Annotated in this window: 20 protein-coding genes; 3 read left to right on the forward strand and 17 right to left on the reverse strand. The window is 45.7% G+C overall.

The window, feature by feature from the left end; all coding sequences use genetic code 11:
• Positions 1-15 precede the first annotated feature (15 nt).
• From murJ to GW591_RS12910, 14 genes are all read right to left on the reverse strand, one after another.
• Positions 16-1491 carry a murein biosynthesis integral membrane protein MurJ gene (gene murJ / locus GW591_RS12845; RefSeq protein ID WP_166860746.1) on the reverse strand — a complete coding sequence of 492 codons (1476 nt, stop codon included), beginning with the start codon at positions 1489-1491 and terminating at the stop codon, positions 16-18.
• A gap of 16 nt (positions 1492-1507) precedes the next feature.
• On the reverse strand, positions 1508-2668 hold the full coding sequence (locus tag GW591_RS12850) for a glycosyltransferase (RefSeq protein ID WP_225444935.1): 1161 nt from the start codon (positions 2666-2668) through the stop codon (positions 1508-1510).
• A 45-nt stretch (positions 2669-2713) separates the two neighbouring features.
• On the reverse strand, positions 2714-3982 hold the full coding sequence (locus tag GW591_RS12855) for an O-antigen polymerase (RefSeq protein ID WP_166860748.1): 1269 nt from the start codon (positions 3980-3982) through the stop codon (positions 2714-2716).
• Positions 3983-4192: 210 nt separating this feature from the next.
• On the reverse strand, positions 4193-6355 hold the full coding sequence (locus GW591_RS12860) for a polysaccharide biosynthesis tyrosine autokinase (protein ID WP_166860750.1): 2163 nt from the start codon (positions 6353-6355) through the stop codon (positions 4193-4195).
• A 19-nt stretch (positions 6356-6374) separates the two neighbouring features.
• On the reverse strand, positions 6375-6809 hold the full coding sequence (locus GW591_RS12865; protein ID WP_318645249.1) for an arsenate reductase/protein-tyrosine-phosphatase family protein: 435 nt from the start codon (positions 6807-6809) through the stop codon (positions 6375-6377).
• Positions 6809-7945 carry a polysaccharide export protein gene (locus GW591_RS12870; RefSeq protein WP_166860755.1) on the reverse strand — a complete coding sequence of 379 codons (1137 nt, stop codon included), beginning with the start codon at positions 7943-7945 and terminating at the stop codon, positions 6809-6811. The genes GW591_RS12865 and GW591_RS12870 overlap by 1 nt, the downstream gene beginning before the upstream one ends.
• A gap of 97 nt (positions 7946-8042) precedes the next feature.
• Positions 8043-9473, reverse strand: coding sequence for an undecaprenyl-phosphate galactose phosphotransferase WbaP (gene wbaP, locus GW591_RS12875; RefSeq protein WP_013576880.1), 1431 nt, complete (start codon positions 9471-9473; stop codon positions 8043-8045).
• A 170-nt stretch (positions 9474-9643) separates the two neighbouring features.
• Complete coding sequence (locus GW591_RS12880) at positions 9644-11734, reverse strand: YjbH domain-containing protein (RefSeq protein ID WP_041673242.1); 2091 nt, start codon at positions 11732-11734, stop codon at positions 9644-9646.
• Positions 11734-12477 (reverse strand): capsule biosynthesis GfcC family protein, encoded by a 744-nt coding sequence (locus GW591_RS12885; protein ID WP_166860757.1) that lies wholly within the window; start codon positions 12475-12477, stop codon positions 11734-11736. The genes GW591_RS12880 and GW591_RS12885 overlap by 1 nt, the downstream gene beginning before the upstream one ends.
• Positions 12474-13130, reverse strand: a complete 657-nt coding sequence (locus tag GW591_RS12890; protein WP_126125123.1) for a YjbF family lipoprotein — start codon at positions 13128-13130, stop codon at positions 12474-12476. Before GW591_RS12890 ends, GW591_RS12885 begins: the two co-directional genes overlap by 4 nt.
• 74 nt (positions 13131-13204) lie before the next feature.
• Positions 13205-13420, reverse strand: coding sequence for a hypothetical protein (locus tag GW591_RS12895; RefSeq protein WP_126124277.1), 216 nt, complete (start codon positions 13418-13420; stop codon positions 13205-13207).
• 287 nt (positions 13421-13707) lie between these two features.
• On the reverse strand, positions 13708-14394 hold the full coding sequence (locus GW591_RS12900) for an EAL domain-containing protein (protein WP_166860759.1): 687 nt from the start codon (positions 14392-14394) through the stop codon (positions 13708-13710).
• 74 nt (positions 14395-14468) lie between these two features.
• Complete coding sequence (locus tag GW591_RS12905; RefSeq protein WP_225444936.1) at positions 14469-14942, reverse strand: helix-turn-helix transcriptional regulator; 474 nt, start codon at positions 14940-14942, stop codon at positions 14469-14471.
• A 1112-nt stretch (positions 14943-16054) separates the two neighbouring features.
• A complete protein-coding gene (locus tag GW591_RS12910) occupies positions 16055-18766 on the reverse strand; it encodes a cation-transporting P-type ATPase (protein ID WP_166860763.1) in 2712 nt (903 codons plus the stop codon).
• Between the two features lie 290 nt (positions 18767-19056).
• Here GW591_RS12910 and GW591_RS12915 point away from each other — a divergent pair, with 290 nt between their 5' ends.
• Genes GW591_RS12915 through GW591_RS12925 form a run of 3 tightly spaced genes read left to right on the forward strand, consistent with a single transcriptional unit; the run spans position 19057 to position 24169 of the window.
• On the forward strand, positions 19057-20142 hold the full coding sequence (locus GW591_RS12915) for an efflux RND transporter periplasmic adaptor subunit (RefSeq protein WP_166860765.1): 1086 nt from the start codon (positions 19057-19059) through the stop codon (positions 20140-20142).
• On the forward strand, positions 20142-23207 hold the full coding sequence (locus tag GW591_RS12920) for an efflux RND transporter permease subunit (RefSeq protein WP_166860767.1): 3066 nt from the start codon (positions 20142-20144) through the stop codon (positions 23205-23207). Before GW591_RS12915 ends, GW591_RS12920 begins: the two co-directional genes overlap by 1 nt.
• Positions 23204-24169, forward strand: coding sequence for an acyltransferase (locus tag GW591_RS12925; RefSeq protein WP_013576891.1), 966 nt, complete (start codon positions 23204-23206; stop codon positions 24167-24169). Before GW591_RS12920 ends, GW591_RS12925 begins: the two co-directional genes overlap by 4 nt.
• A gap of 63 nt (positions 24170-24232) precedes the next feature.
• Here GW591_RS12925 and GW591_RS12930 read toward each other — a convergent pair whose 3' ends face one another.
• The 3 genes from GW591_RS12930 to GW591_RS12945 form a co-directional block, all read right to left on the reverse strand.
• Positions 24233-24487: a hypothetical protein gene (locus tag GW591_RS12930; protein ID WP_013576892.1), complete on the reverse strand. Its 255-nt coding sequence runs from the start codon at positions 24485-24487 to the stop codon at positions 24233-24235.
• Between the two features lie 349 nt (positions 24488-24836).
• Positions 24837-25493, reverse strand: a complete 657-nt coding sequence (locus tag GW591_RS12940; protein ID WP_166860769.1) for a hypothetical protein — start codon at positions 25491-25493, stop codon at positions 24837-24839.
• Positions 25494-25623: 130 nt separating this feature from the next.
• Positions 25624-26172, reverse strand: a complete 549-nt coding sequence (locus GW591_RS12945) for a helix-turn-helix domain-containing protein (RefSeq protein WP_013576895.1) — start codon at positions 26170-26172, stop codon at positions 25624-25626.
• Positions 26173-26252 lie beyond the last annotated feature (80 nt).

Below are 26252 nucleotides of genomic sequence, written 5' to 3' on the forward strand. Positions count from 1 at the left end.
CTTTTCTGAACACAATCACCCCCGTTTATGTCTTATCATTCCAGCAAAACTCCCGCGTAAAGAAGGTATCAGAGTAATTACTGCAGACCAGAAAATTAAAAACAACACTCCATTAATTAAAAAATTTAAGTACAAATTTGAAATAGGAATTTCATAAGAGCTAATAAGCATATAGATACAAGAACTCAAGATAATAATGTAAAACTTCTTACTGGTTTCACCCCATATCCCAAGTGAATAAATACATCCAGCTAGAGTTATTATTCCATATAGGGAATACCCCAACCCAAGCGTCATTTCCTTAAAAAATTGATAGAATAAAATATTAAACGAAGCATTAACAATTAAACCTAGCGTCATTATTAACATTACTTTTTTATTATTGAATTGTGCATTCAAAGCCTTTATTAAAACGTAACTTATGACATTTGCCCATAGTCCGAGAGACATCCCCTGAAGAATATGTGTTGTGACCTCTATTGAAGTCGAATCAAATTTTCCCCGTGCAAATAATATCGTGACAACCAGATTTGCATGAACACCCAAAAATAATGAGACGGGCACAGCAAACAAAATCAATAAACTAAAGGTCTCAATGAGTCTTGCCTTGATATGTTCAGGTTGCAATCCTCCCCAACTAGCAAGTCCTGCCAAGGCAACAGGTGTCGAAACTACTAATAGAAGTGTTTCAGTGATAAATTTTGCATAGTCCAGCGCTGACACAGCAGTAATACTTATCAATGTTGCTACTGCACGTTCAACAGCAATATTTCCCTGATATAGAAATGGCAAAAAAATAAGTGGCCTCAACGTTCTCCAAAAATTTAAAATAACACTTTTTAGTGTTTTACTATCAATTTTTTCCGGTAAATTCAAAATACCTTTGTTTAGCCCTCTAATTAAAACCCATATAAAGAAGACTAAATAACTGAATGTGAACCCCCATGCAAGATAGATTGGATTACCAATTATATAAGCGAACAGTGCCCCAAGCAGCATGCCAAAATTCTGTATCGAAGGTCGCATGGACATAGGAAGAAAGTCATCATGGGCCATTTCTACATAATTTATCAATGCTGAACTAAGATAAAGTGTAATACCCAGACTCATTATGATTAGCATTGACCTGGACAGATCTCTTGTCCTTTCATCTAGCCCAGGCGCAATTACATTAAGCCAAAAATCTACAAATAGAATAGCGCAGGAAGTTAAAATTACGGAGAATATAAGAAAGATTACCTGCATAGACCAAAAAAAAAGTTGTCCTTTATTTACACTTTCCGAATGAAATTTTTTATAAAGCGGAATAAAAGCCGTCAGGCTATCACTCACCAAGAAATTTACCGGAACCAGAGTCCCAGTTTGCGCTACTCGATACGCTCCGTTAATATACCCAGTGCCAAATAGTGCAGCAACAATAACTTCTCTGATAAGCCCTAAAGCTTTGGAAAGTAAATTCCCACTAATTAATGAAACTATTGCTTTCCTCACAAGTTAGGTCCTTCATCTAAAAAGATTTTTCAATGAGTTTTTTGTATTTATCAGCCGCATATTTTAAAGTGTATTCATCGGGTAGATAGCTATTTTTATTTTGCAAATCCTTAGCTAATAAACTTTCTATCTTGCTTGCAGCAACCTGATAGTTCAAGGGATCAACAAGATGAATATTCCCTGATTTAAATAGCTTAACTTGATTTGATAATACTATTGGCACCCCTACAGCAGAGGCTTCTAAAATATTTAAAGGAAGCCCTTCTATCCGGTTTGTTAAAAATAAAAAAACATCACTTATTGATTCAACTTTTGCCAGATCTTCTCTTTTTAGAGACCCCAGAAACTTAATATAATCATTAGCTCCAAGAGAATTAACCAAACTCTTCAGTTTCTGTTCTTCTGGTCCACTACCAACAATAATGTAAACAAATTCATTTTTATCGTTTAATAATTCAATTGTTTTAATGCAATTATACACCCCTTTTTGTGAATGTAATCGGCAAGCCGTTAAGATAACTTTTTTTTCGTAAGGGATGTTATAATAATCTTTTATTTTATTATCATCACAACAGTCACTTTTAAACAATTCGGAATCTATGCCATTACTAATTAGAGATATTTTATTCTTATCAATAAAACTTTCGTAAGGCCATCGATTAAAGTCTCCATAAACTTGTTCACCTATACCAACAATGTAATCAAATTTGTTGTAATTAATAAAATCGCGACATAACCAAAAAATATTTTTTGGTGATGTCAAAAATCCTTTTGGAGTTTTTGTTTTCAATTTTGAGATGAACTCCCCCCAAGCTGTGCCATGCACTTGGATCAAAAATTTTATATGTGGATTCTTATGTTTTAGATCTATCACACCATAGGCACCAGTACTGACACTAAAAACAGTATCGCAATCTTTTATATAATTTTCCTCAAAAGCTTCTCTAGAGGATTTCCACCATCCGTGGGAGTATTTGCCGCTTTTAACGTTATCGATAAATAAAACTTCAATTCCATCGATATGATGTAACCCTACATAATCTGGCGTTTTAGTGGTAATAATTCTCACATTACTCCCCAGACGATGCAACCCTTTAGCAATATCCCAGGCCACAACCTCCATACCACCAAGTCCGTGCATAGGTAATGATCTTGTAAACATTACAACATTATTCATATTTACATCTCAATTATGATTAATTAAAAAATCACCCTATAGGGATTAGGATTTTCTACTAAGCTTGTTTATAAATAGCAATAATAGTGATGAACATAGACCAAGCATAATAGGGGGGGCAATAGCGCCAAATGATCCCCTAAAAATTATAAATGAAAATGATGACAACCATAAACCGATGAAGTAATAATATGAAACTTTAGCCTTACTGAGGAATGAATCAGCACGACCTGTAATAACACCTATAATCAAAGCGCCTAATATAACAAAGATCATATCACCAGCATAATATAGCTCTCCGACCAAAGGAGCACTTAAATTTGTATAAAAATACCCTTGATGCTCCGCCGCAAGCATACCTAAGTTAGTCGGTTTGGATTCCCAAAGACTTCTTGGTATAAAAAAACTTATCCCGGCGATAAAATTAACACCCCATGAATAACCGGTGTCACTTACAAACCTGACGATATTCACTAATTGTTGAAACGAATCGAAATCTAATCCTTTGACAACATAATCTGATAGATCATAGGTATTATAATTATTCGAACTTTCCCCCAAATGTTTTACTAGAGGGAACAATATAAATAAAAATATCGGTGACGCAATAAACAACACAGCTAAAGATAACCGACTTTTCATCTTATTAAATACCACAGCTATTGCTATAGCCATACTTAAAAAGTGAAACCTTGGACTTGAAAGAGGGCTATTTATTATTAGATTGATAACAATGCATATGATAAAAATGCAATATGAAAACTTGCCAAAACTTTTATCTACATTTTGAACCCTATTCACCCAAAAACATAAGTACACTACCAGTATTCCAAATGCACAAAATTTAGAAAGTGCATATAGCATGGGTAAAAAACCATCTGAGTAGACTAAATCGCTAATAACAGATCTTCCCATGAAAAATGAAGAAATACCGACGATACTTATGAATAACATAGATGGAATCATTAATAGAAAAGCAACAACATTAGTTTTTGCATCTATCCTTAGATCGAATTTATTATTTTCATTGCAATCACTTATACTGTTTTTCTTATACGAAATAGAATACCCTAAGAATAAAAAAATGCTAAACAAACACGTAATATAATTTACGAAGGATATTTCTTTATGCAACGGGTAATTATTCCATGGGAAAATATTATTCACATATTGTAAGTAAGAAGGAAACACAAAAAACCAAACTAAAAAAATAACCCACTGCGAGATGAAAAGGCCTACTTTATTCCTTATAAGTAATAAGACAAATAGTATTAAATTCAGTGAAATTAAAATGAAATATGATATTTCAGGCATTAGTAACTCTCTCACTGCTTGTGATAATCATCTATCTCATTTCCCTATATAGTATTGGCTGCATTAATTTAATTTGTACATCGAGATATCAATTAGTCACTTAAATTTAAGCCCACTCAAGGCATATCACTTAATTCATATTCATATTCATATTCATATTCATATTCATAGCGAATTAAATGACGCCTTGTGTTTCATTTATATATAATTTTACTTACTATTATCCGATGAATATGTATAACCATAGTTATTGTATCCATATTCATGATAATTCGCGGCTTTTTTTATCACACGGTTAAGGATACAACCTTTTACTATTATTCCGCTTTGTGCTAATCGATTAATACTAACTTCAACTTCTTTAGCCGTATTGATCTCAAAACCAACAACCAGCAGCGTCGTCCCTACATAACGCCCAATAATGGCAGCCTCTGTAACAGCTAAAATAGGAGGTGTGTCAATGATAACTAGGTCGTAATTTTCAGAAGCCCATGTCAAAAGATTTTCAAATCTTGAATTTGTAAGTAACTCCGCTGGGTTTGGAGGAACTTTTCCTCTTGAAATATAATCAAAACTTATTCCAGATATTTTCTTGACTACCTGATCAATTGATGAAGAACCAGATAGTATATCGGATAGTCCAATATCATTATCTACGCCCAAAGCCCTATGTGAGTCTCCCCGCCTCATATCTGCATCGATAAGAATAACCTTCTTACCAACTTTCGATATCACTTCAGCTAAATTACTACTAATAAATGTTTTTCCCGCTTCAGGGCTAGCACCTGATATCATAAGAAGATTATTTTTGGCATCCAGCATCGCAAAATGAAGACTAGTTCGTAGACTTCTGATAGCCTCAATAGCCAGGTCAGCTGGATTCTCGCACGCTAACAATGTTGGATTGTTAGCGGTTCTATTTTTATCTTTTATATTATTCCTCTTAAATGACCATTCCGAAACTGGCACACTTGCATATACAGTGATCCCTAGCTCTTCAAGCTGCTCTGGGGAATATAAGCCTCTACGAAGCATAAATATTGTGAAAACGACACTAAATGATAGTAAACCACCTAAGACCAGCCCCATCAATATTACTAATACTTTCCTTGGTTTTACTGGTTTAGGCTCTGTAACAGCATCATCAATTATTCTAACATTGCCAATTGCACTCGATTTAGCAATATTTAATTCTTGCTGTCTATTCAGTAATTGCATATAGACTGCTCTTCCTGACTCAACATCACGACTGAGGCGAAGAACTTCCTGCTGTGTGGCTGGCATACTCGAAACATTTTCACTTAGACGATCTTTCTCTTGTTTAAGAGTTTGTCTTTTTTCAAGTAACGATTTATAAATGGGATGATCTTTAGTATATAGCTGGGATATTTCAGCTTCCCGGAATGTTAACTCATTTAACTGATTATCCACATTTACAATTTGATCGAGTACAGCTTTAGCTTCCATTGGCAAATCGATTGTGTTCTTTTGTTGCCTATAGTTATTGAGTCTATCCTCAGCTACGTCTAATTCACTTCTAACTTTTGGAAGTTGTAATTTCAGGAAGTCTAAACTTTTTTCATCCTGTGCAGCCTGCCTGTCTATGTTTTGTGACAGATAATTTTGAGTAATACTATTTAATATCTTTTTGATCAATATTGGGTCTGTACCAGTGACAGTTAGTGCAAGCATCCCACTATCCTTTCCTTGTTCGGAAACGGTATAGTTATCTTGTAAGCTATTAATTGCCTCAAGCTTTGTGACTAATTTTATCTCGAACTTATCATCCACTTTCGCATCAATGCTATCAACTTTAATCGATATTCCATGTCCATCTAACAGTTTCCCTACTTCGCCTTTTATCTCGAAATCATCTCCAGTGACAAGGTAATTATTTGCATCGATTACTGTCAGTCTCACTTTAGGATCTTTGTCTCCATCTCGCGGTAAATAGAGCCGACTTACCTCAAGATGTCCTGACTTCTGACCTGTTAATCGTGCCCACCCTCTGCCAAAAATGGGGAAATACTCTTGCTTAACAACAGTCTGTAAGTTTAAATCACTTACTGTTTTTCCCAGTATCATTCTTGACTGTAATAGCGTTATTTCAGGAGCAGACTGAGGAACTGCATCTGGTAGAACTTGATTCAAACTTTCCAGTATGGCATTACCAGCTTTCTGTTCTACTTGAACGAGCGAATCCGCTTGAAATACTGGAGTCGCAAATAATGCATAAATGACAGTTAGAAGAGTAATAAAAGCGGTAATCGCAATTATTAATTTTCGATGATCAATTACTTCACCTATAATACGGCGCATTGTAATTTCATCGGATTCAGTTAGATTTTTTTTGGTTAAAATATCTTGAGGCATATATTATTTCCCTGATCAATTATCCATTCAACTTTTGTAGCCAAGCCTGGCAGGCTTGGTCAATTAGTCGATAAACAGATTCGAAGGCTTCCTGACTCTTACGATAGGGATCTGAAATTTCCCTACGACCATTCCAATGTCCAAGCAACATGATTTTTCCGTGCGCTTCTGGTGCAACACGACTTATCTGTTCTTGATGGGATTTCTCCATGACTAAAATGAGGTCGTATTGTCGGCCTAACGCAGATGTAAACTGAGTCGCATGATGTCCATCAAGCTGTAATTGATGCTTTTGAGCCACCTCAACGGCAGAGGGGTCTGCAGGCTTGCCTACCAATGCAGCCGTTCCAGCCGAGTCTATTTTCTTGTCCGGTAATAATCGCCTCAGCAGTCTCTCCGCAATCGGAGAGCGACATATATTTCCGGTACAGACAATTAATATTGAGTCAAACATTATGGATTCCATTGCCGTACAAAACGTCCCGCTTCAATCATGTCATGCACTCCCGTAATGGTCGGGACAATCTGCGAAATGACACGATTCCAGCGAACAATCGGCGCAGTGGTGACATAAACAATATCGTAAGGCTGAAGCTGGAATTCCGTACTCATCACCATAGAAGAGGCATCTTTGGCATTCAGCTGATAAATGTTGGCGATTTTGCCTTTCTGGCTTCCCTTCAGCGGGCGAATAACAAATATCCCGGAAGCATCCGCCATACTTTGGGCAATCCCATCTGAGTTGCCTAATGCCTCGGCGAGAGTCATCCCGCTACGGTCCATTTTCAACGTGCTCTGTTTGGTGACTTCGCCCATCACAAACACTTTCAGGTCATCATTTCGTGGTACAAACAAAATATCGCCAGGGTAAAGCAAGCGGTTCTGTGTGAGGTCACCTTTCTGCATCAGGGCCTGAAGAGAAATCTGTGTATCCTGACCGTTGTGATTGAGCACCACGTTACGCCAGTCAGCATCAGGCGCTAAACCCCCTGCGGCATTAATGGCATCAATCACGGTAAGCGGAATATTGGTAATAGGCTGTTGTCCGGACTTGATGACTTCACCGGTGGTATAAATTTTCTGCGAACGGAATGCCGCAATACTGACGTCAACCTGCGGACTTTCAATGTACGTCGCCAGACGGTTACTTATCTCCTGACGTACTTCACTGACAGTTTTTCCGGTGACCTTCAGTTTCCCGATATAAGGATAGAAAATTGTCCCGTCGGCGTTAACCCAGTTACCCGTGTCACTGGCACTGCGGTACTGACCTGCCGGGGTGGTCAGTTCCGGGTGATCCCAGACGGTAACCATCAGCACATCACCAACCCCAATACGGTATTGGTAGTTTTGCAGTTGTATATCCAGCTGAGGATTTGGCCGTGCCTGAACGCTGTCAGGGCGCAGCTGATCGATCAGGCCGGGCGTCATCGGGTACACGTTAACTAATTTATCAATGTCATAATTGCTATCAGTAGGTTGAACAACGTCTTTGTCCATGGTACTTAACGACTGCCCTGGAATAACCGTACATCCGCTCAGTAACAAAGCCCCGAATAATGCAGAAATCTTAAACGTTTTATTTTTCATAAAATCCATATCATGTGGTTCAACAGAAATTGATGTTGGCCATGACGCTAATAACTAGCAGCCAATACATGAGGGTGATGCATTATTTAAATGACTGTTAATAAGCACCGTCTTTTCTAAGCACAACACTTACTGTTTTAAATAAGATGGCAATGTCATTCCACATCGACCAGTTTTTTACATACCAGGCGTCAAGATAGACGCGAGTTTCGTAATCCACATCACTGCGACCACTCACCTGCCATAATCCGGTCATTCCCGGTTTGCTCAGCAAGTAATAATCTACCTCATCACTGTAACGCTCCAGTTCAGCGTTAATAATAGGCCTCGGACCAACAAGGCTCATCTCTCCTTTTAATACATTAAATAACTGCGGCAATTCATCCATGCTGGTTTTACGCAATAAATGTCCGATACGCGTAATACGTGGATCGTTTTTCAGCTTAAATGTCTCATCCCACTCAGCGCGTGCTTCGGGGTTATTTGCCAGCAATTCCTCAAGCACTTCCTTGGAATTGATTACCATTGAGCGGAATTTAAGACATTTGAAAGGACGGCCGCCTTTACCAATACGCTCATGACCATAAATTGCCGGGCCGCCATCTTTCCTCACTTTGAAGCTGATATACAGCAGCAGCGGAGACAATATGGCAATAATCCCCAGTGAAGCCACAATATCGAAAGCACGTTTCAGGAAGCGTGATGACCATTTCGCCAGGTTCTGATGAACACGTAAGATCATCACTTCGTGACTGAAAATAAACGACATATCCGTACTGTCGAGCGGCATGCCGCGCAGGGTCGGGATCACTGAGACATAACGGTAACCGTGGATCATAAACACCCGCAGCCAGTAGTTACGGATATCGCTCTGGTGTGCTTCCACGGCGACAATAAACTGGGTTTTCTTATCGCACGGGGTTAATAACCACAGGTCATCGCAGAATATGATCGGAATGCCATCAATGCTGTCCCCCGGCTTGTCAGTCAGTTCGCTGGAAATAAATCCGGTGACGTTCAGCCCGAGATTCTTTTCGCTTTGAATCGCTTTGTAAGCCTCGTGAGCATTTTTACCGGTACCAATAATAATGGCATCGCGTTGCCAGATACCCAGAACCGTTAATACACGCTTAGTCATCATGCGGGCACAAGGTACAAATATCAGCACCAACAACCAGGTGAGGATCCACATATAGCGGGAAAAATTCCACTCCGCGAAAGCCATCACCGCGATCTCAATAACGGCAAAAATGACCAGCGTGCGTAAAATTTCTTTCAGTTCAAACCAGAAGGTTTTGCGGTAGTAATAATGCCGCAAGCGCATGGAGAACCAGCCAACACAACAAAATGCCAGCGTCCAGTGTAATAAGACCAGGGCAGTAACATGTTGAGCGGGAATATAGTCATCAAACTCTTTGAGCATAAAGCTCAGTAATATTTTAGCGACATAAATCGACAGGGTAAAACTGACGAAATCCGAAAGAGCAAGAAACAGGCTTGAGTAAAAATTTCTGGTGAGAAATGTCATATTTCCCTCACAACAAGTATCAAAAAATAATTATTACCTGAGAGCATCAGGTTAATAGGCTTATAATAATGGACTTCATTAACGGTCTCCTGACATGCTGACATATCAGAAAAATAATAAATAAGTCATTTTGTAGGTGCCTGACTGTTGCAGTCAGGCACAACCTTTCATTAAGGCAACTGCGGCGTATCTCTGTCTGAAGTAATACCGTACAAGCCGTACTGTCTGCCCAGCATCTGGCCACCATCACGCGTCAGTGGTGTCCAGCTGACGGTTGGTGTACTGCGTGTCGGTTTGACCGTCAGCAAGTCCAGCGGAACAGAGATGTAGAAGCCTTTAGTAAAGGAGCCTTCACCGTATTCCTGTTTAGAGACATTCGTCAGCGTCGCATAGGCTCCCACGGTGACACCGCTGTCAAAGCGTTTGGAGAGATCCAACGTGCCGCCTTTGTCTTTAGCCAGATATTGCCCGACACTCATTTTCACCAGCACATCATCCATAAATGCCGGCCGCCAGTAGGCTGTCAGGTTGCCGGTAGCGGCTTTGTAATCGGTAAAACGCATCATGTCGTCCCAGTCGCGCTGTTTGACATAGTTAGCATCAATACCCAGTGCCCAGTCAGAATCCAGTGGCCGGTAGAGCACTTCGCCCCCGACGCCGCCGTACATCATCTCCAGATAACCGCCATAAAGCTGTCCGTAGAAACCGTTGCCCAGATAACGGAAGTAGTTGGCTTGCAGGTTATTCACATAGACATCGTTCTGAACGTATTCACGGATATGCGTTCGTACGCGTGGCAGAGAAGAGTCATTACTGACGCCGTCATAGCGGAACTTATCGTAGTTATTGGCAACGTTGCCAAACACGCCGCCATCGACAAGCAGGTGATCTGTCAGCCAGTAGTTGGCATCCGCCAGCACCCCGATCTGATACATATAAAAGTTTTCAGGGCCGCCGACAGATTGTCTTAATACCGGCGACAGGCTGTAATTAAACCGGTCCTTGCCGATAAAGAATCCCTGACCAACATCCGTGACCGGTTCAATCCGTTGCTGGTTCAGGGACTGTTCCTGCCCCAGCGGATAACCCTGTTGCTGCTGACGCAGGCTCGCCACGCGGGTACGTGTGGTGACCATCGGCATACCAAAGCGGTTTTGGGTAACATCCAGGGTGTCGACATTCTCCGGCAGATTATTCAGCATGATGAGATTGGCACGCTCTACGCCTTTGGACGTATTGCGATATTTATCCTGCTGACCCGTAACGTTGAGGGTGTCGTCACGGATGTCGATACGCGGTTCGCTAAACCCGGCATTGCCTTTCAGCTGAGCCAGTTGCCCGGTCGCGACGCTGTAATTAACCATTCCCGCACTTTGCGGCTGCGGCTGATAGGCAGGAACCGGATCATCAATCTGATGAGGAACCCAATCGTTCATGTTACTGCGCAGGGTAAACCCGAACATAAAGGTATTGCCACGCTCGTAGCTGGCGTTGACATCCATCCAGCTTGCCAGGCGATAAACAGCACCGAAGTTAAACTTACTGTTCTGTTTTAGTGCCCCGGCGAAATCATCGCGGTAATTATTCCCATCGTATTCCATCTTCAGGCGCAACGGCTGCCAGGGGGTCTGATACTCCACGCCGCCGAATACCCCCGCAGGGCCGCGGAACATATCATTGAGTGAAATATCGCCGGTGGAATGGCTTTGCGCGCGGGTACAATATTTATCGCTGGCTTTGCAGAAAGGGTTCGTGATATTGCCGCTGTTGCCGATATAACCCCAGCCTATCCCCAGCGTGAAATCTAGCGGTCCGGCCGCTTTGCTGGCGACCAGATATTCACTGTCAAACAACCCCGTGCCGCCGATATCGCGCTTGCCCAACGCAACCTGCGGAAGATAGTAGCCCTCTTCCCACAGTCTTAATTTCACATCGAAAGACTTGTCTTTATAGGTTTGATTGCCGCTGAAGTTTGGATCACTACTGTAAAGCCGGTCACGCACGTCGGTATAACGCAACGTGGTCTCCAGCCAGGGAAACAACGCCATCGAGACCGAATAAAAACGGTAGGCATCATTATCGCGGTAGTTGGCACTGAACTCCCCTTCTTTCGGAACCCGCGCCGTCGGTGTTTGTAAAAGTCCCGCGCCACCGAAATCGGACTGTGAAGGGCCAAGGGGTTCATCATACGTTTGCGCCCGGACGGAATTAGCGTAAACCACGGACACAGCAAGCAGGCTGAGAAGATATTTTGGTTTCATCATTCAGGGATCCGGTGCGCCAAAACAGAGACGATGTGCTGATTAAGGTTTTTAAACTGGCGCGGCAGCGTCCAGTCAGAAAAACCGACCCAAATGATACTGCCCGGCTGGGCTTCAGCGTGGCGATAATTCCAGTACGCGACCGGCGCGCCCCGGATGGTTCCATTGGGATCAATCACCACGGCTTCATTCAGATTGGCACCAGAAAGAAATTGATGGTCTGCGAGATATTCACGAATCGTACGACCTGCAACCCACGGCTGTTTTCCCGCACCACTCACCGCACCCAGCAACAACACGCTGTTGGGACGCGTTGCGGTATAGACGCGATAATCCCCCTGTAACTGGCGGTTAGCGGCATTGTTGTTGAGGATCAAATCCGCATCCATCGGGGTAAACTGACGACCGGTAACCTGCAACCCCTGCAACTGCTGAATGACACGGTTAATGGTCTGCTGCGTATCGCCACTCTCCGTGGCACGCCAGGCCTTGAGCTGGTTCTGCATGGACAGATACTGTTGCTGCGCCTCAGGCGTAGCGGCAGGCACAGCAATCACGGTGCCGGGCGACCAGGATTGGCGGATCAGATCGGACTCCGCCATCATCTGGCGCATATCTTTAATATGGCTGAGTACCTGGGCAGGCTGCCCCTGAGAAGCGCTGGTGTAAACGGCCACGTTGCCCTCGGAAAATGCCATCCCCGGCAAGGCGCTAAAAATGAATAAAAGCGTTTTTATTTTCATGCTGGTGGGATCCCCGCATTGGCAGGTTTGAGCAATGTCATACTCACCGGCATATCTGCTCCCAACCTCTGATTGCTCTTGAGCACCAATCCGCTGTGCGGATCTACCCAGAAAGTGTTTTGCCAGCGGTCACCCGTGGCCTCAAGCGTCACATCCTCGCGCCACACCTGACAGGCGACGACTCTCCCGGGAAGTGTCAGGGTTTCGTCGTCCTGACGGCTGAAACGGGATGTTACAACGGATGACAATGGCTGCCGGTTCTCCGTCCAGCGCATCAGACGTGTCCAGCCCGCCCCTTCACGCAAATTTGCTGCATGCAACAGCGGGTCTTGTTGCAGATTGGTGACTTCCAGCAGATCCCCTTGCGAATAACCGGCCGACCGGACCAGGCGACCATTTTGGGTAATAAATACGACCTGGTCGCCGGTACTCCATTTTTCAAAGCCATCCTGGAGATAACCGACCACAAAGATTTGTGCAGATGTGGGCAGTTTTAGATAAATGCTGCCGTAAGGAATAGCGGCAATTCTTTGGGGTGGTACCACAACATCCTGTGTCCCTTTAACGGCAACTTTAAAAGTATCAACCAGACTGTTTTGCGAGGGGGTACATGCTTGTAACAAGAGGCAAAGGAACAATAAGGAATAGCGCACAAGTGATTCCCTATATCATTATTATCATGTGGGAAAATAACCACACGGATGTGTGGTTATAATTAAGTGAATTATTAGCGTGAGGTTGTGGTGGTAGTTGAGGTATTGGTGTTGCTGTTACCATCACTATCATCGTTACCTACAGCAATCAGACCAGCGGCTAATATTGCGCCGCTGGTACCGACCACTGCCGCCACTGTTGCCCCTGAGCTGAGTTCAGCAGCAGATGTTGTCTGCGAATATAGCGGCAGCAGCATCAGGGCAATAACAGAAAACATGAGTTTTCTCATAATTACTCCTCTTCAATTGACAAACGAATTGTTCACCCAATAACCAATGGGCCCTTTGAGTATATCAATAGAAAATAATTATTGTACAATTTAAGACCGGTATATATTTTAGCTATGCTACCGCCCCTGGTTTACGGCCACCAATTTGCCAAACGATAATTCCGGTAATAATTCGCACAGGTTCCCCTCGCCAAAAATAAGTCAGGCGATAGGTTCCAGTACATTTAAAACAACCACAGCAATTAGCTATTCGTGCTTATTACAGCGTTATTTTAAAAGTCATTTTTTCAAAAAAATGACTGTATTAATTCATCCTGACTATAAGGCAGCCATAACGCACCTTGCATAGCAAGAATATCACTGCCGCTTAAGTACTCAATATGCTGCGAATTCTCGACACCATTGATAATAATGCCACGGCAATAGGGCCTGAGATGGGCGATCACTTTTCTTAGAGATTGAGTTCCCTGGTGTTGCCAAAAAAAGGTCTTACTGATTTTTATATATTCAAACTTTTCGCTCATCACCAGCGTAAGACTGGTGTTACCTGCGCCAAAATTATCCAGCCATAAAGGGCAGCATGCAGCTAAAGACTGAAGCACAGGACGTTCCTGCCCGGCATTGAATTCGTGAAAATCCTCACTCACCTCCAGTCTTATATATTTGTGCTGCTGTAAAACCTTTTGTATCGCCTGATTGCTGGCAATATGCACCGCAATCTCATAGTCAATATTGATCGACAATAAAAAGCCGTTAGCGATAAAGATACTTTCATTCACACACGCTGTGGTGACCTGCTCAAAGAAGTCCTTCACCTTCTCTTCAGCAGAAAGAGGTAATGCGTAATCCTCTGAATACTCGTTGCTTTCCTTTGTATTCTTTTTCTTAACCAGCTCAAAACCAAGTATCACTCCCGAGACGGACACAATGGGTTCATACAGGAAGCCAGGATGACTTCTTTTGAGTGATCGCATTTCATACCCCTGAAAAAATAGCAACGTCTGGCGCGTACCTGCACTGTGCAAGGTCAGCTTAAAAAATATTTTTGTTATCTGACAATTCTGTTACCCACGGCGTGTTTGTGCAAAAAGAACAAAGCTGAACTGCTGCTGGCATCAACGCCTATTTTTCTTAATGAGTTGCATTTATGAACACTAATCGTTTTAACACTGAGCTTTAAAATATTTGAAATGCTGGTGACAGACAGACCAGACATCATCATCACCAAAACTTTTTCTTCCATTTTGGTAATATTATAATTGAATTCTTCCTTGTTAATTGCACTGCCCAGAAGTTGTATGAATTGCTCGACCGCTCTCTCGAAATCTGCCAGACCACTCTTCTTCTTAAGGAATTTAAACTCCTTTTTCAGTAAAAGTTCGAGCATTAACATATCAACCGATGAAGACACAATCAAAATTCTCTCCGGGTCCAATATATTCAGATTTTCTCTTAAAAACTCATAACACCTGTGGAAGCCACCGCCTGAAGGATCGATGATCAAGTAATCTTTCGCAAACAAGTTCATCCCTTCGTTCTGGTCAAATGGGATGACATTGTCTACGTAAGGCAGCTTCTTGGAGATTATTTCTTTCAACGCCAACTTAGTAAATTGGCACTCACTCCAGATTATTACCCGAGGCATTGGGCCGCCTAATTATGTGGTTTTAAAAACGCTCAAATTCTGCCTCGTTAATCCGGGGAAGAATAAAGCACTCTCAGAAAGAGATAAGAAAAAAGAATGTTTAGATCCGCTCTAAATCATATTTAAAACTTTTCAGTATCTGTACGTAGAGTAATACGCAGCCGAAACTCTTCAAATCGTTTTTCTCGCTCATAATAACACCTAACAATAGGTTTGACCGATCGATTTACACTTTCTTATCGTTAAATGCATGCCTGTTTTCTAGGCGCATTCTTACAGTTATTCCCAATTAATAATCAAAATGTGACGTATACGACGCTTTTAAGGTTAAGCGCCCCCAAAATCTAAGAACTATCTCAGTGGGAATCTCTCTCATTTAAACAACTCCACCAACGCACTTAATTATCTGAATTTTTGTTTTAAAACAGGATTTTTCACTTTTTTAAGTATGATTTCAGATTTAGCTTTTTACGAAAGCTAAACATTTGTATTTCATTATTGAGACATTTTCTGAAAAATCGCTCATAAAAACTAAACTATTGCTCTTTTATACACAGCTATGCATAGCGATTAACCTGCAAAGTAAACCATATTTTTACCAAGAATATTCCTAACAAAGGACATAAGCAGCATTAAGTCTTTATTTTCAGTTAAATAATAATAATTATCTGATTTTTTATGATAGCAAATACCAAGATCATTCTTAAATGAATGCCTTTTTGGCGATTAATCCTTGTATGGAAAATAGGCTTTTTAACATTTACCAATCTACGGCTATCAGATAACTCGGATAAATATCAAAAAACCAGACTTTTCAATATGATGAGTTTATAGACAATAATGTGAGACGTATGGTCAATAAAAAACCAGCCTTTCGGCTGGTTGATGTTTTTTGTGCGGGCTACTGAAGCGCGGGAAGGTGAGCGGGTGAGTATTTTCTCTGCGGTAATATACAGGCCCCTGAGAGGAAAATATCCCAGGGGCTTGCCTTAACTCGCTTTGCGCCAGCGGCGGGTCAGCACTTTTTCTATTTCAACAATCACAAACAGCGCCACACCGATCATCAGGCCGATGATCCAATAGATGAACGGCAGCGGACGCGTACCGAACAGCGTGTTCATCAGCGGCACATAGATAATGATCGCCTGCAACGTAAACAGCACCAGGGTGACAATCCAGATGCCTTTATTGTGCAGCAGACCGCGGCTGAGCGAGAAGTTATCCGAATCGCGGCAGTTGATCATGTACACCCACTGCGCGGTAACCAGCGTCTGCAACAGCACGGTGCGGATGAATTCCGGCTCATAACCGCGCGGCTGCAGCCAGGCTTCCAGCATGAAGGCGCTGATGGAAATCAGCAGCCCGACAAAGGCCACGCGCCAGATGGCGTATTTATCCATGACGTGTGCGCTGACGTTACGCGGCGGACGGCGCATCACGCGGCTTTCAGCCTTCTCAAATGCCAGCCCGAAGGACAACGTGGCGGAAGTTGCCATGTTCATCCAGAGGATTTGCACGGGTGTTAACGGCAGCAGATTGCCCATCAGAATGGCGATAATGATCAGCAGCCCCTGCGCCAGGTTGGTCGGCATAATAAACAGGATGGTTTTTTTCAGGTTGTCGTAAACCCGCCGCCCTTCCCTGACCGCGTTGGCGATGGTGGCAAAGTTGTCGTCCACCAGGATCATGTCGGCAGATTCTTTGGTTACTTCCGTACCCTTAATCCCCATCGCAATGCCGACGTTGGCCTGTTTCAGCGCCGGTGCATCATTCACGCCGTCGCCGGTCATGCCGACAATTTCTCCGGTATCCTGCAACGCTTTGACCAGACGCAGTTTATGTTCCGGACTGGTGCGGGCGAAAATATCAAACTGCTTCGCCGCCGTTCTCAGTTGCGCATCATCCATATGCTCCAGCTCATAGCCGGTGATGGAATTCTCGCTGTTACCGATACCGAGCATTTTACCGATCGCCATCGCGGTTTCCTGATGGTCACCGGTGATCATCTTGACGCGGATCCCCGCCTGCTGGCATTCGCCAATCGCCACAATCGCTTCCGGCCGCGGCGGATCCATCATGCCGGCAATGCCGATCAGCACCATGCCGTGACTGAGTTCCGGATGATCGAGTGCAGCAACCGGCTGATCAACAGGCTTCCAGGCCGCGGCCACCATGCGCAGCCCTTCGCTGGCATATTGCGTGATCGCCGATTCCCAATAGGCGTGATCCAGCGGCACCGCCCCTTCCGGCGTCTGCTGGAACTGACACAGTTTGAGCAGCACGTCCGGTGCGCCGGTCAGCATAATCTGCGACTGGCCGTTTTTCTCACCGGCCACCGCCATATATTTATAGAGAGAATCGAACGGGATTTTACTGCTGAGGTTAAACGGCAATTCTGGCAAATGTGCCTTGGCTGCCAGTACTTTCAGCGCCCCTTCCGTCGGGCCGCCGGTAATGCCCCAGTGCCCCTGCGCATCCTGCGACAGTGTACTGTCGTTACAGATATCTACCGTTCGCAGGAACTGGGTCAGCAAAGGCGAAGAATCTGCAGGCAGCGGCGACGCCGAACCGGCAATGGAAAAGCTGCCCATCGGCTCGTAACTGTTGCCTTCTACCGTCCAGACATTATCCGCCAGAATCACTGCCTTGACGGTCATTTCGTTCATGGTCAGCGTGCCGGTTTTATCAGAGCAAATCACTGACATCGCACCCAGTGTTTCCACCGTGGGCAGCTTGCGGATAATGGCTTTGGAACGCGCCATCGCCTGTACGCCGAGCGAAAGAATAATCGAAATGATCGCCGGTAACCCTTCCGGCACCGCCGCCACCGCCAGGCTGATCACTGACAGCAACAGCTCGGCAAACGGAATGTCGCGCAGCAGATAACCAAAAATCAGCAATGCCACCATCATGAACAGAATGATGACAAAAATGGATTTCCCCAGTTTATCTATCTGCACCAATAGCGGCGTTTTGTTGTCTTCAATGGAGGACAACATTTCATTGATATGGCCGAGTTCGGTCTGGCCGCCGGTGGCAAATACCACGCCGCTGGCGGTGCCGGAACTGACGGTGGTCCCTGAAAACGCGAGATTTTTACGGTCGCCGATGGATTTCTCACCTTCCAGCGCCCCGGTCTTTTTCGAAACCACGGTCGATTCACCGGTCAGAATGGCTTCTTCGACACGTAAGTTATGCACGTCAATCAGACGTAAATCGGCAGGGATTTTGTCACCGGGGCGCAGCAGAACAATATCTCCCGGCACGATTTCATCGGTACCGACGGTGACCTGTTGTCCGCCGCGTAATACCAGCGCTTCACTGGAAAGCATATTCTGAATGCTTTTCAATGATTTCTCAGCATTATTTTCCTGGATGAAACCAATTAAAGCATTAATAACCGCCACACCTAATATTACCAGTGTATCAACCCAGTGCCCCATAATGGCCGTGACGACAGCGGCCGCTAATAATATATAGATAAGAATATCTTTAAAGTGCGAGATAAACTTAATAAACAGAGATTTACCTTCTTTTTGCGGCAGGACGTTAGGACCGTAATGGTGGAGTTTATTTTTCGCGTCTTCGGGTGAGAGCCCGTCAGGCCCGGACTGTAGCCCGGTAAGGCTTTCTTCTACGCTTTGCTGATACCACAGTGTTTCTGTTGTTTTATTCACGGAATATGGCGCTGGATTATTCATGATGCCTGACTCCTTGATCCCTGAAAGGGTTCATGAATGATGCGGGTAATGCAAGAATTGTGATGTTAATTTCTGGCAAGATACGTAAAGCTGTATAAACTATAATATACCGTGTTAAATAGTGTTAATTCCCGGCTTTGAAAAAACAATTAGATTAACAAAAACAACAGATAACCTGAGTCTCAATAAGAATAGGTCAGAGATATAATATATTGGCACAGCACATTAAATGTCCTTATATATTCTGTCTTAATTTATTATTTCGTGTGTTGTTTATGAGGGGAAGTATTATGGACATTCGTTTCTCTCCCGCTCTGCTCATCCTATTTCTGATAAGCGCCTGTGACCAGAAAGCCCCGGATACACCCTCCCCGCCCCGACAGGTTAAAATTGCGACGGCAGAAGCCGCCAGCCCGCTCAGCACCCGCGTTTTTCCGGCGCGCATTTTAGCCGGTGATAACACCGACATTGCTTTCAAACGTGCAGGCCAGTTGCAAACGCTGGACGTCCGCGAAGGCGAAGCGGTAAAACAAGGACAAATTCTCGCCCGGCTGACCAACAACGATGCCCGTCAGCGCCTTAACGATCGTCAGAGCGCCGCCACGCTGGCGCAGCGCCAGTTTGAACGTTATCAGACGCTGGCACGGCGCAACGTGGTGTCGCAGGCCGAACTCGAGGTGCATAAAGCCAGCCGGGATTCCGCCGCTGCCGCACTGAAAATTGCGCAGGAAGAACTTAACGATCTGAACCTCACTGCGCCGTTCAGCGGCGTCATTGCGCGGCTGTCTGTGCGCAATCATCAGGTTGTTGCCGCCGGTCAGCCGGTGGCAACCATAAGCCGTTCCGACGTGCTGGATGTGGTGTTCAGCGTGCCGGAAAATCTGTTTACCAGCCTGGACGTACGCAATGTCGATTACCGCCCGCGGGTGCGTATCAACAACCTTCCCGACCGGGAATTCACCGCAACCTATAAAGAACACACCGCCAGCAGCGAAGCCAATACGCTGACCTGGCAGGTGACGCTGGTCATGCCGCGTCCGGAAAACTTCCCGGCGGTGGCCGGATTAAGCGGCACCGTCACGGTGAATCCGGCCAATCTCGCCACGGCAACGCCGGTCAGTACGCTGGTTATCCCGGTCGAAGCCGTTTTTAATCCGGACAGCAGCCAGCGTAATGACGCGCACGTCTGGGTGGTGGCCGGTGAAGGCGATACCCTGCATGTCGAAGACCGTAAAGTCACCGTCGGTGAGCTGACGTCTCAGGGCATTGAAATCACCGCCGGACTGCAAAAAGGCGACAGAGTGGTGGCGGCGGGCGTCGGGGAATTACACCCTCAGCAGCCGGTTCGCATCTGGACCAGAGAGCGGGGTCTGTGATGGGAATTAACGAAAGCTTCATTAATAATCCGACGCGCATCTGGCTGGTGATCCTGCTGCTCGGCGTGGGCGGGCTGATTGCGCTGTTCAATATCGGGCGGCTGGAAGACCCGGCGTTTACCATTAAAACCGCGGTGGTTGCCGTGCAATATCCCGGCGCGTCATCCCAGCAGGTTGAGGAAGAAGTCACGCTGCCGCTGGAAAATGCCCTGCAACGCCTGCCTTACGTCGATAATATTTCCTCGATTTCTGCCGTCGGCTTATCGCAAATCACCGTCAATATCGATTCCCGTTATCACTCCTCCGAACTGCCGCAAATCTGGGATGAACTGCGCCGCCGCGTCAACGACGCCACGTTGCAGTTTCCGCCCGGTGTCAGCCCGCCGTTTGTGAACGATGATTTCGGTGATGTATACGGCTATTTTTTCTCGATTTATGGCGACAACTTTAGCAACCCGGAACTGCGTAAATATGCCGAACAACTGCGCCGTGAACTGGTGCTGGTGCCCGGCGTGGGTAAAGTCGCGATTGGCGGCATCCTTCCTGAACAGGTCAACATTGAGATTTCACGGGCAAAAATGGCTGCTTATGGCGTCACGTTGCCGCGCCTTGCCGACGTGCTGAATCGCCAGAATATGGTGTCAGATGCGGGCAGCATGACGGTCGGCAGCGAGTCGATCCGTTTGCATCCGACCGGTGGCTTTGAAAATATTGACGAGCTGAATAATGTGCTGATCAGCCCCGCCGGTTCGACGCACAGCATTTATCTGCGTGATATCGCCACCATCTCGCAGGGGATCACCGATCATCCGGGCAATATTTATCACGCCAATGGCCGTAATGCGCTGACCATTGGTGTCTCTTATATTCCCGGCGTGAATGTCATGAACATTGGCCGGGCGATAGAAGCCAGAATGCATCAGCTTGAAGCCGATAAACCGGCCGGGATCCAGCTGAAAGTGTTTTACGATCAGGCCGCCGAAGTGAAGAAATCTGTCGACGGCTTTATCATTAACTTCCTGATGGCGCTGGCAATTGTGGTCGGCGTGTTGCTGATTTTCATGGGATTACGCAGCGGGATTATTATTGCCGTGTCGCTGGCGTTGAACGTGCTCGGCACGCTGCTGATCATGTATTTGTCCAGCATCGAACTGCAGCGCATTTCGCTCGGGGCGCTGATTATCGCGCTCAGTATGCTGGTGGATAACGCGATTGTGGTGGTGGAAGGCGTGCTGATTTCGCGCCAGCAGGGTAACCCGCTGATGAACGCCATCTCGCAAATCATTAAGCGTTCCGCGCTGCCACTGCTCGGCGCGACGGTGATTGCCATTCTGGCGTTTGCGCCCATCGGGCTGTCACAAGATTCGACCGGTGAATACTGTAAATCGCTGTTCCAGGTGCTGCTGATTTCGCTGATGCTCAGTTGGGTGACCGCGCTGACGCTGACGCCGGTCCTGGTGAAATGGGCCTTCGCCAATATGAAAGTGGCGGATAAAAAACCGGACGAACAGATTGACCCTTACGGTGGCAGGATATTTCGCGTCTACCGGCGGATGCTTTCCGCACTGCTTGCACACCAGGCCCTCACGCTCAGCGTGCTGGCTGCGCTGCTGGTGGCTTCGGTATGGGGTTTCGGTTCCGTGCGGCAGAACTTTTTCCCTTCCTCTAATACACCGATTTTCTTCGTCGATTTGTGGCTGCCCTACGGCACAGACATTAATTACACTGCGCGCATCGCCGGTGAAATCGAAAAAGATATTAACAAGCAGGAAGGCGTGGAAAACACTGTCACCACCGTCGGTCAGGGCGGGATGCGTTTTATCCTCACCTACAACGGCCAGCGGCAATATTCCAACTATGCGCAAATTATGGTGCGCATGGATGACCAGCGGAAAATCGCTGCGCTGGCCCACAGCACCGAACAGAACATCCGCAATCATTATCCTGAAGTCAACGCCAGCCTGAAACGCATCATGTTCGGGCCGTCCGGTGACAGTGCGATTGAAGTGCGAATCAAAGGTTCCGATCCCGACCAGTTGCGTAATATCGCCAGTCAGGTGGATAAGATTATCCTCGATGACGGCGCGGCCGACGGGGTGCGTAACGACTGGCAGGATCGCAGCAAAATGGTTCGCCCGGTATTTTCGCCGTATCTGGGACGTGAACTCGGCGTGGACAAAGGCGAAACCGACAGCGCATTACAGATGAATTTCAGCGGCAGCACCGTGGGGATTTTCCGCGATGGCTCGACGCTGATGCCGATTGTTTTACGCCCGCCATCATCGGAACGACTGGATGTCGATCATATGGCCAATATCATGGTCTGGAGCCAGACGCGTCAGCAATTTATTCCGCTGAGTAACGTGGTCAGTGATTTTAAAGTTGAATGGGAAGATCCGCTGATCATGCGGCGCGACCGCTCGCGGGTGCTCACCGTACAGACCGATCCGGATCCGGCCCGCGGTGAAACCTCCGGCGATATGCTGGCGCGTATTAAACCGCAGGTTGAGGCGCTGAAATTACCGCACGGTTACAGCATCGAATGGGGCGGCGACGCGGAAAACTCCGCCGAGGCGCAGCAGGGGCTGTTTACCACCCTGCCGGTTGGTTTACTGATGATGTTTATCATTACCGTCCTGATGTTCAGCTCGGTTAAAAACGCCATCGCCATCTGGCTGACCGTGCCGCTGGCCCTGATTGGCGTCACCTTTGGCTTCCTGCTGACCGGTATTCCGTTTGGCTTTATGGCGCTGATCGGCCTGCTCAGCCTGAGCGGGATGTTAATCCGTAACGGCATCGTGCTGGTGGAAGAAATTGGTCAGCAGAAAAAAGAGAAAAACCAGACCGACGCGATTATCTACGCGGCCACTTCGCGTCTGCGCCCGATCCTGCTGACGGCGTTTACCACCGTGCTCGGCCTCGCGCCGTTGTTGCTTGATGTCTTTTTCCAGAGCATGGCGGTTGTTATCATGTTCGGGCTGGGATTTGCCACCGTGCTGACGCTGCTGGCGCTGCCGGTGATTTACAACTGTTTCCATCGTGAAGGACAACGACGTACACAATGAACACCACGGGACTGAATATTATTAAAACGCTCGGCTGCCTGACCGCCGTGACCTTTTTCACCGTTTATAACACTTACGACAATTACAATTATAACTACGACACTATTCTGGCTTTCCTGACCTTTATTTCCACCATTGCCACACCGCTGTTTTTTGTGGTCACCGGTTATATGGATGCCGGTTCACAGCACACGGCAGAATGGCAACTGAAGAAAATACGCAGCATCTTAACCCTCTTCATTTTCTGGTTTTCGATTTATTATTTATGGGAGCCTTACCAGAAAGGTTATCTGATTCAGCCGTGGTTTATCTTTACGCTGGTGATTATTTACACCTTTCATCCGCTGGTGGAATGGCTGGCTAAAAGACGGGTTATTCTTGCGGCACTGGTCGCCAGCCTGCTGATTTTTTCCTTTGCGTATGATCTGCTGGCGATCTATTTCACTGACCATAAATCTTTTTCAACCCCCGCGCAGTTCCGCATCTGGACCTGGGTACTTTATTATCTGACCGGCCAGTTGTTATATGACCCGGTGGTTTCCGCCCTGTACGGTCGCCCGCGGGTGGCGAAAATCGCCGCCATCGCCATTCCTTTTGTCTATATTTTCACCTGGTATTATGAAAAACACTTCTTCTTTTCCATCTTCAACCTTGAGCGCAACAGCTTTATTCTGACCGGATCGCAGGTCTATATTCTGGTGGTATTGATCATTATCGCGGCCAATGGCGTGAAACAGGACGCCACGCGGTTGCCGGTCAGTGAAATGGTCAGTTCGCTGGGGAAAACCATGACCGGCGTTTATATTCTCCACTACACCTTTTTCAATTTATTAATCCAGTGGATCCCGATCAACTCCCTGACCGCCAAACTGTTCGTCATCCTGCTGACTTTCCTGCTTTCAGTGTTGTCTTCAATGCTGCTGCTGAAGAATAGCGTGACGAAGAAGCTGATTACGTTTTGAGAAGGCGGTCTGAGGCAGGGATCAAATATGAGCCCTGCAAATGGAGGGGCCTTATCAAGGAAATTAATTATCACGTTTATCTCTGCCAGTGATTTTATCAATCACTTTTGACAGAAAATAGAGGAACACCAGCCATACTCCGATACTGACAAACTTCATCGGCCAGGGTTCGACAAACATAATGCAAAGTATTGGGCCAAAAATAACTAACGGGGCAAATGCAAAGCCAAACGAATGATAGACTATAAAAGCCACCATGTTTTTTACTTTGATAATCAGAAAATTAATAAATTCCAATAAGCGGCTATTGGTTGACATTTATTTTACGCCTCATTGTTTCCCTGAATGCATGATCCCTACATATGACCTTGATAGATATAATGCCAATGGGAATAGGAACCGCCATATCATGTCCTTATCAAGTTAATTATCACGTTTATCTCTGCCAGTGATTTTATCAATCGCCTTAGACAGAAAATAGAGAAACACCAGCCATACTCCGATGCTGACAAACTTCACCGGCCAGGGTTCGATAAACATAATGCAAAGTATTGAGCCAATAACGATCAGTGGGCCAATAAGTGCTTCGAGACTATGACTTATTGTGAAGGTAATTATCTTATAAGCGATGTAGAGCAGGGACCGGATAAATTGTATAAATGGGTTATTATGCGGCATTGAGTTTCCCCCTCACCGTGTCCATTATCTTTCTGAATGCGGATTCCCCCTGTGTCACCCTGACATGTATCGCATCGACAAAGGGTTGTACTGAAGGCTTAAACAAAAAATATAGAAGGTCGTAATCCCTCGGTCTGAGGAGTTTATAGACTTCAGGATCCTCAGTTTCAAGAGCTTCTGATGTTCGTATTGAACGCTCTGTCATGCCTCCTATTAGCAAAACGCCGGTTAATGCAGATATCGGCTGATAGCGAAAACTGGCAGAGATGAAAGAGACTCGTTCTAATACTGAGGCAGTTATCAGCGCAATTATTATGTTGGTTCCCATTCGTCCAATGAATGAAGTAAAAACCGCCCTGTAAATTTTGTCTTGCTCAGTTTCTGAAACATATTTATTAAACTCGGTAAAAACCAGCTTAACGGCTTCAGAGATATGGTGATGATTCAGAATATCGTTTCTGATGGCATCCGCCATACGTATTCGCATCGTTTCATGTATGTAACGTGAACCGGTATCAAATATCCCATACACCATGTATCCAAAATCAACCGGAACGGTCAGTGCACCGTTTATCAGGCCATATACAGAATCAGGGGAAAGAATAATCCCGGCAATGCGCGTTGCAATATCACCAATGTCAGCCATGTCATCCCTTAGCCATTAATAATTCCCGCGCAAATTGTAGGGCATTAATAACTCAGCAACCAGACTCTTTATTGTATATATCTGCCGCGCAGTACCTCCGGGATCACAGATTGATCATTAACACAAAACCTTAACTCTGCTCCGATACCAGCACCGCCATGGTGTCCGGTTCCAGCGCGCGAAAGATATGTTCGACGTCGGCAGGATAGGAAATGTAATCTCCGGCATTCAGTTCCACCGGTGAGTCAACCAGGCCGACGAGGGCGCGTCCCTGGGTGATGATGATGTGCTCGACCGAGCCCTGCGGATGCGGGCTGGAGATACGGTCAGCGCCCGGTTGCGTGGTCAGCAGATAAATATCCCGGCGCGCAGCGGGCGGACAGGTCGCGAGTAATACCGCTTTATAATCCGCCAGTTCCGCCACTACCGCCGGACCTTCACCCCGGCGGATCACCTGCATTTTATTCACTTCCGGCTCCATCAGTCGCGCAAAAGGAATGTTCAGCGCCACACACAGCGCCCACAGGGTTTCCAGACTCGGATTCCCGTTGCCCGCTTCAAGCTGGGAAAGCGTCGATTTGGCGATACCGGCACGGCGGGCGACTTCCGCCAGTGACAGGCCAGCCCGCTGGCGTTCACGAACCAGTCCCTTCGAAATAACGCTAATAGGTTGTGACATAACCGCCTCATGATCAGTATAACGAACGATCGTTCGACTTGAAGAACGATACAGATTCGTTCATTATAATGGATACTTGT

Source organism: Rahnella aceris (assembly GCF_011684115.1).
GTDB classification, from domain to species: Bacteria; Pseudomonadota; Gammaproteobacteria; order Enterobacterales; family Enterobacteriaceae; genus Rahnella; species Rahnella aceris.

What these genes read in the sequence shown, in the direction of transcription:
- GW591_RS12850 (WP_225444935.1), bottom strand. Translation starts at nt 2,668, where the DNA reads ATGAATAATGTTGTAATGTTTACAAGATCATTACCTATGCACGGACTT.
- GW591_RS12855 (WP_166860748.1), bottom strand. Translation starts at nt 3,982, where the DNA reads ATGCCTGAAATATCATATTTCATTTTAATTTCACTGAATTTAATACTA.
- GW591_RS12860 (WP_166860750.1), bottom strand. Translation starts at nt 6,355, where the DNA reads ATGCCTCAAGATATTTTAACCAAAAAAAATCTAACTGAATCCGATGAA.
- GW591_RS12865 (WP_318645249.1), bottom strand. Translation starts at nt 6,809, where the DNA reads ATGTTTGACTCAATATTAATTGTCTGTACCGGAAATATATGTCGCTCT.
- GW591_RS12870 (WP_166860755.1), bottom strand. Translation starts at nt 7,945, where the DNA reads ATGAAAAATAAAACGTTTAAGATTTCTGCATTATTCGGGGCTTTGTTA.
- wbaP (WP_013576880.1), bottom strand. Translation starts at nt 9,473, where the DNA reads ATGACATTTCTCACCAGAAATTTTTACTCAAGCCTGTTTCTTGCTCTT.
- GW591_RS12880 (WP_041673242.1), bottom strand. Translation starts at nt 11,734, where the DNA reads ATGAAACCAAAATATCTTCTCAGCCTGCTTGCTGTGTCCGTGGTTTAC.
- GW591_RS12885 (WP_166860757.1), bottom strand. Translation starts at nt 12,477, where the DNA reads ATGAAAATAAAAACGCTTTTATTCATTTTTAGCGCCTTGCCGGGGATG.
- GW591_RS12895 (WP_126124277.1), bottom strand. Translation starts at nt 13,420, where the DNA reads ATGAGAAAACTCATGTTTTCTGTTATTGCCCTGATGCTGCTGCCGCTA.
- GW591_RS12900 (WP_166860759.1), bottom strand. Translation starts at nt 14,394, where the DNA reads ATGCGATCACTCAAAAGAAGTCATCCTGGCTTCCTGTATGAACCCATT.
- GW591_RS12910 (WP_166860763.1), bottom strand. Translation starts at nt 18,766, where the DNA reads ATGAATAATCCAGCGCCATATTCCGTGAATAAAACAACAGAAACACTG.
- GW591_RS12915 (WP_166860765.1), top strand. Translation starts at nt 19,057, where the DNA reads ATGGACATTCGTTTCTCTCCCGCTCTGCTCATCCTATTTCTGATAAGC.
- GW591_RS12920 (WP_166860767.1), top strand. Translation starts at nt 20,142, where the DNA reads ATGGGAATTAACGAAAGCTTCATTAATAATCCGACGCGCATCTGGCTG.
- GW591_RS12925 (WP_013576891.1), top strand. Translation starts at nt 23,204, where the DNA reads ATGAACACCACGGGACTGAATATTATTAAAACGCTCGGCTGCCTGACC.
- GW591_RS12930 (WP_013576892.1), bottom strand. Translation starts at nt 24,487, where the DNA reads ATGTCAACCAATAGCCGCTTATTGGAATTTATTAATTTTCTGATTATC.
- GW591_RS12940 (WP_166860769.1), bottom strand. Translation starts at nt 25,493, where the DNA reads ATGGCTGACATTGGTGATATTGCAACGCGCATTGCCGGGATTATTCTT.
- GW591_RS12945 (WP_013576895.1), bottom strand. Translation starts at nt 26,172, where the DNA reads ATGTCACAACCTATTAGCGTTATTTCGAAGGGACTGGTTCGTGAACGC.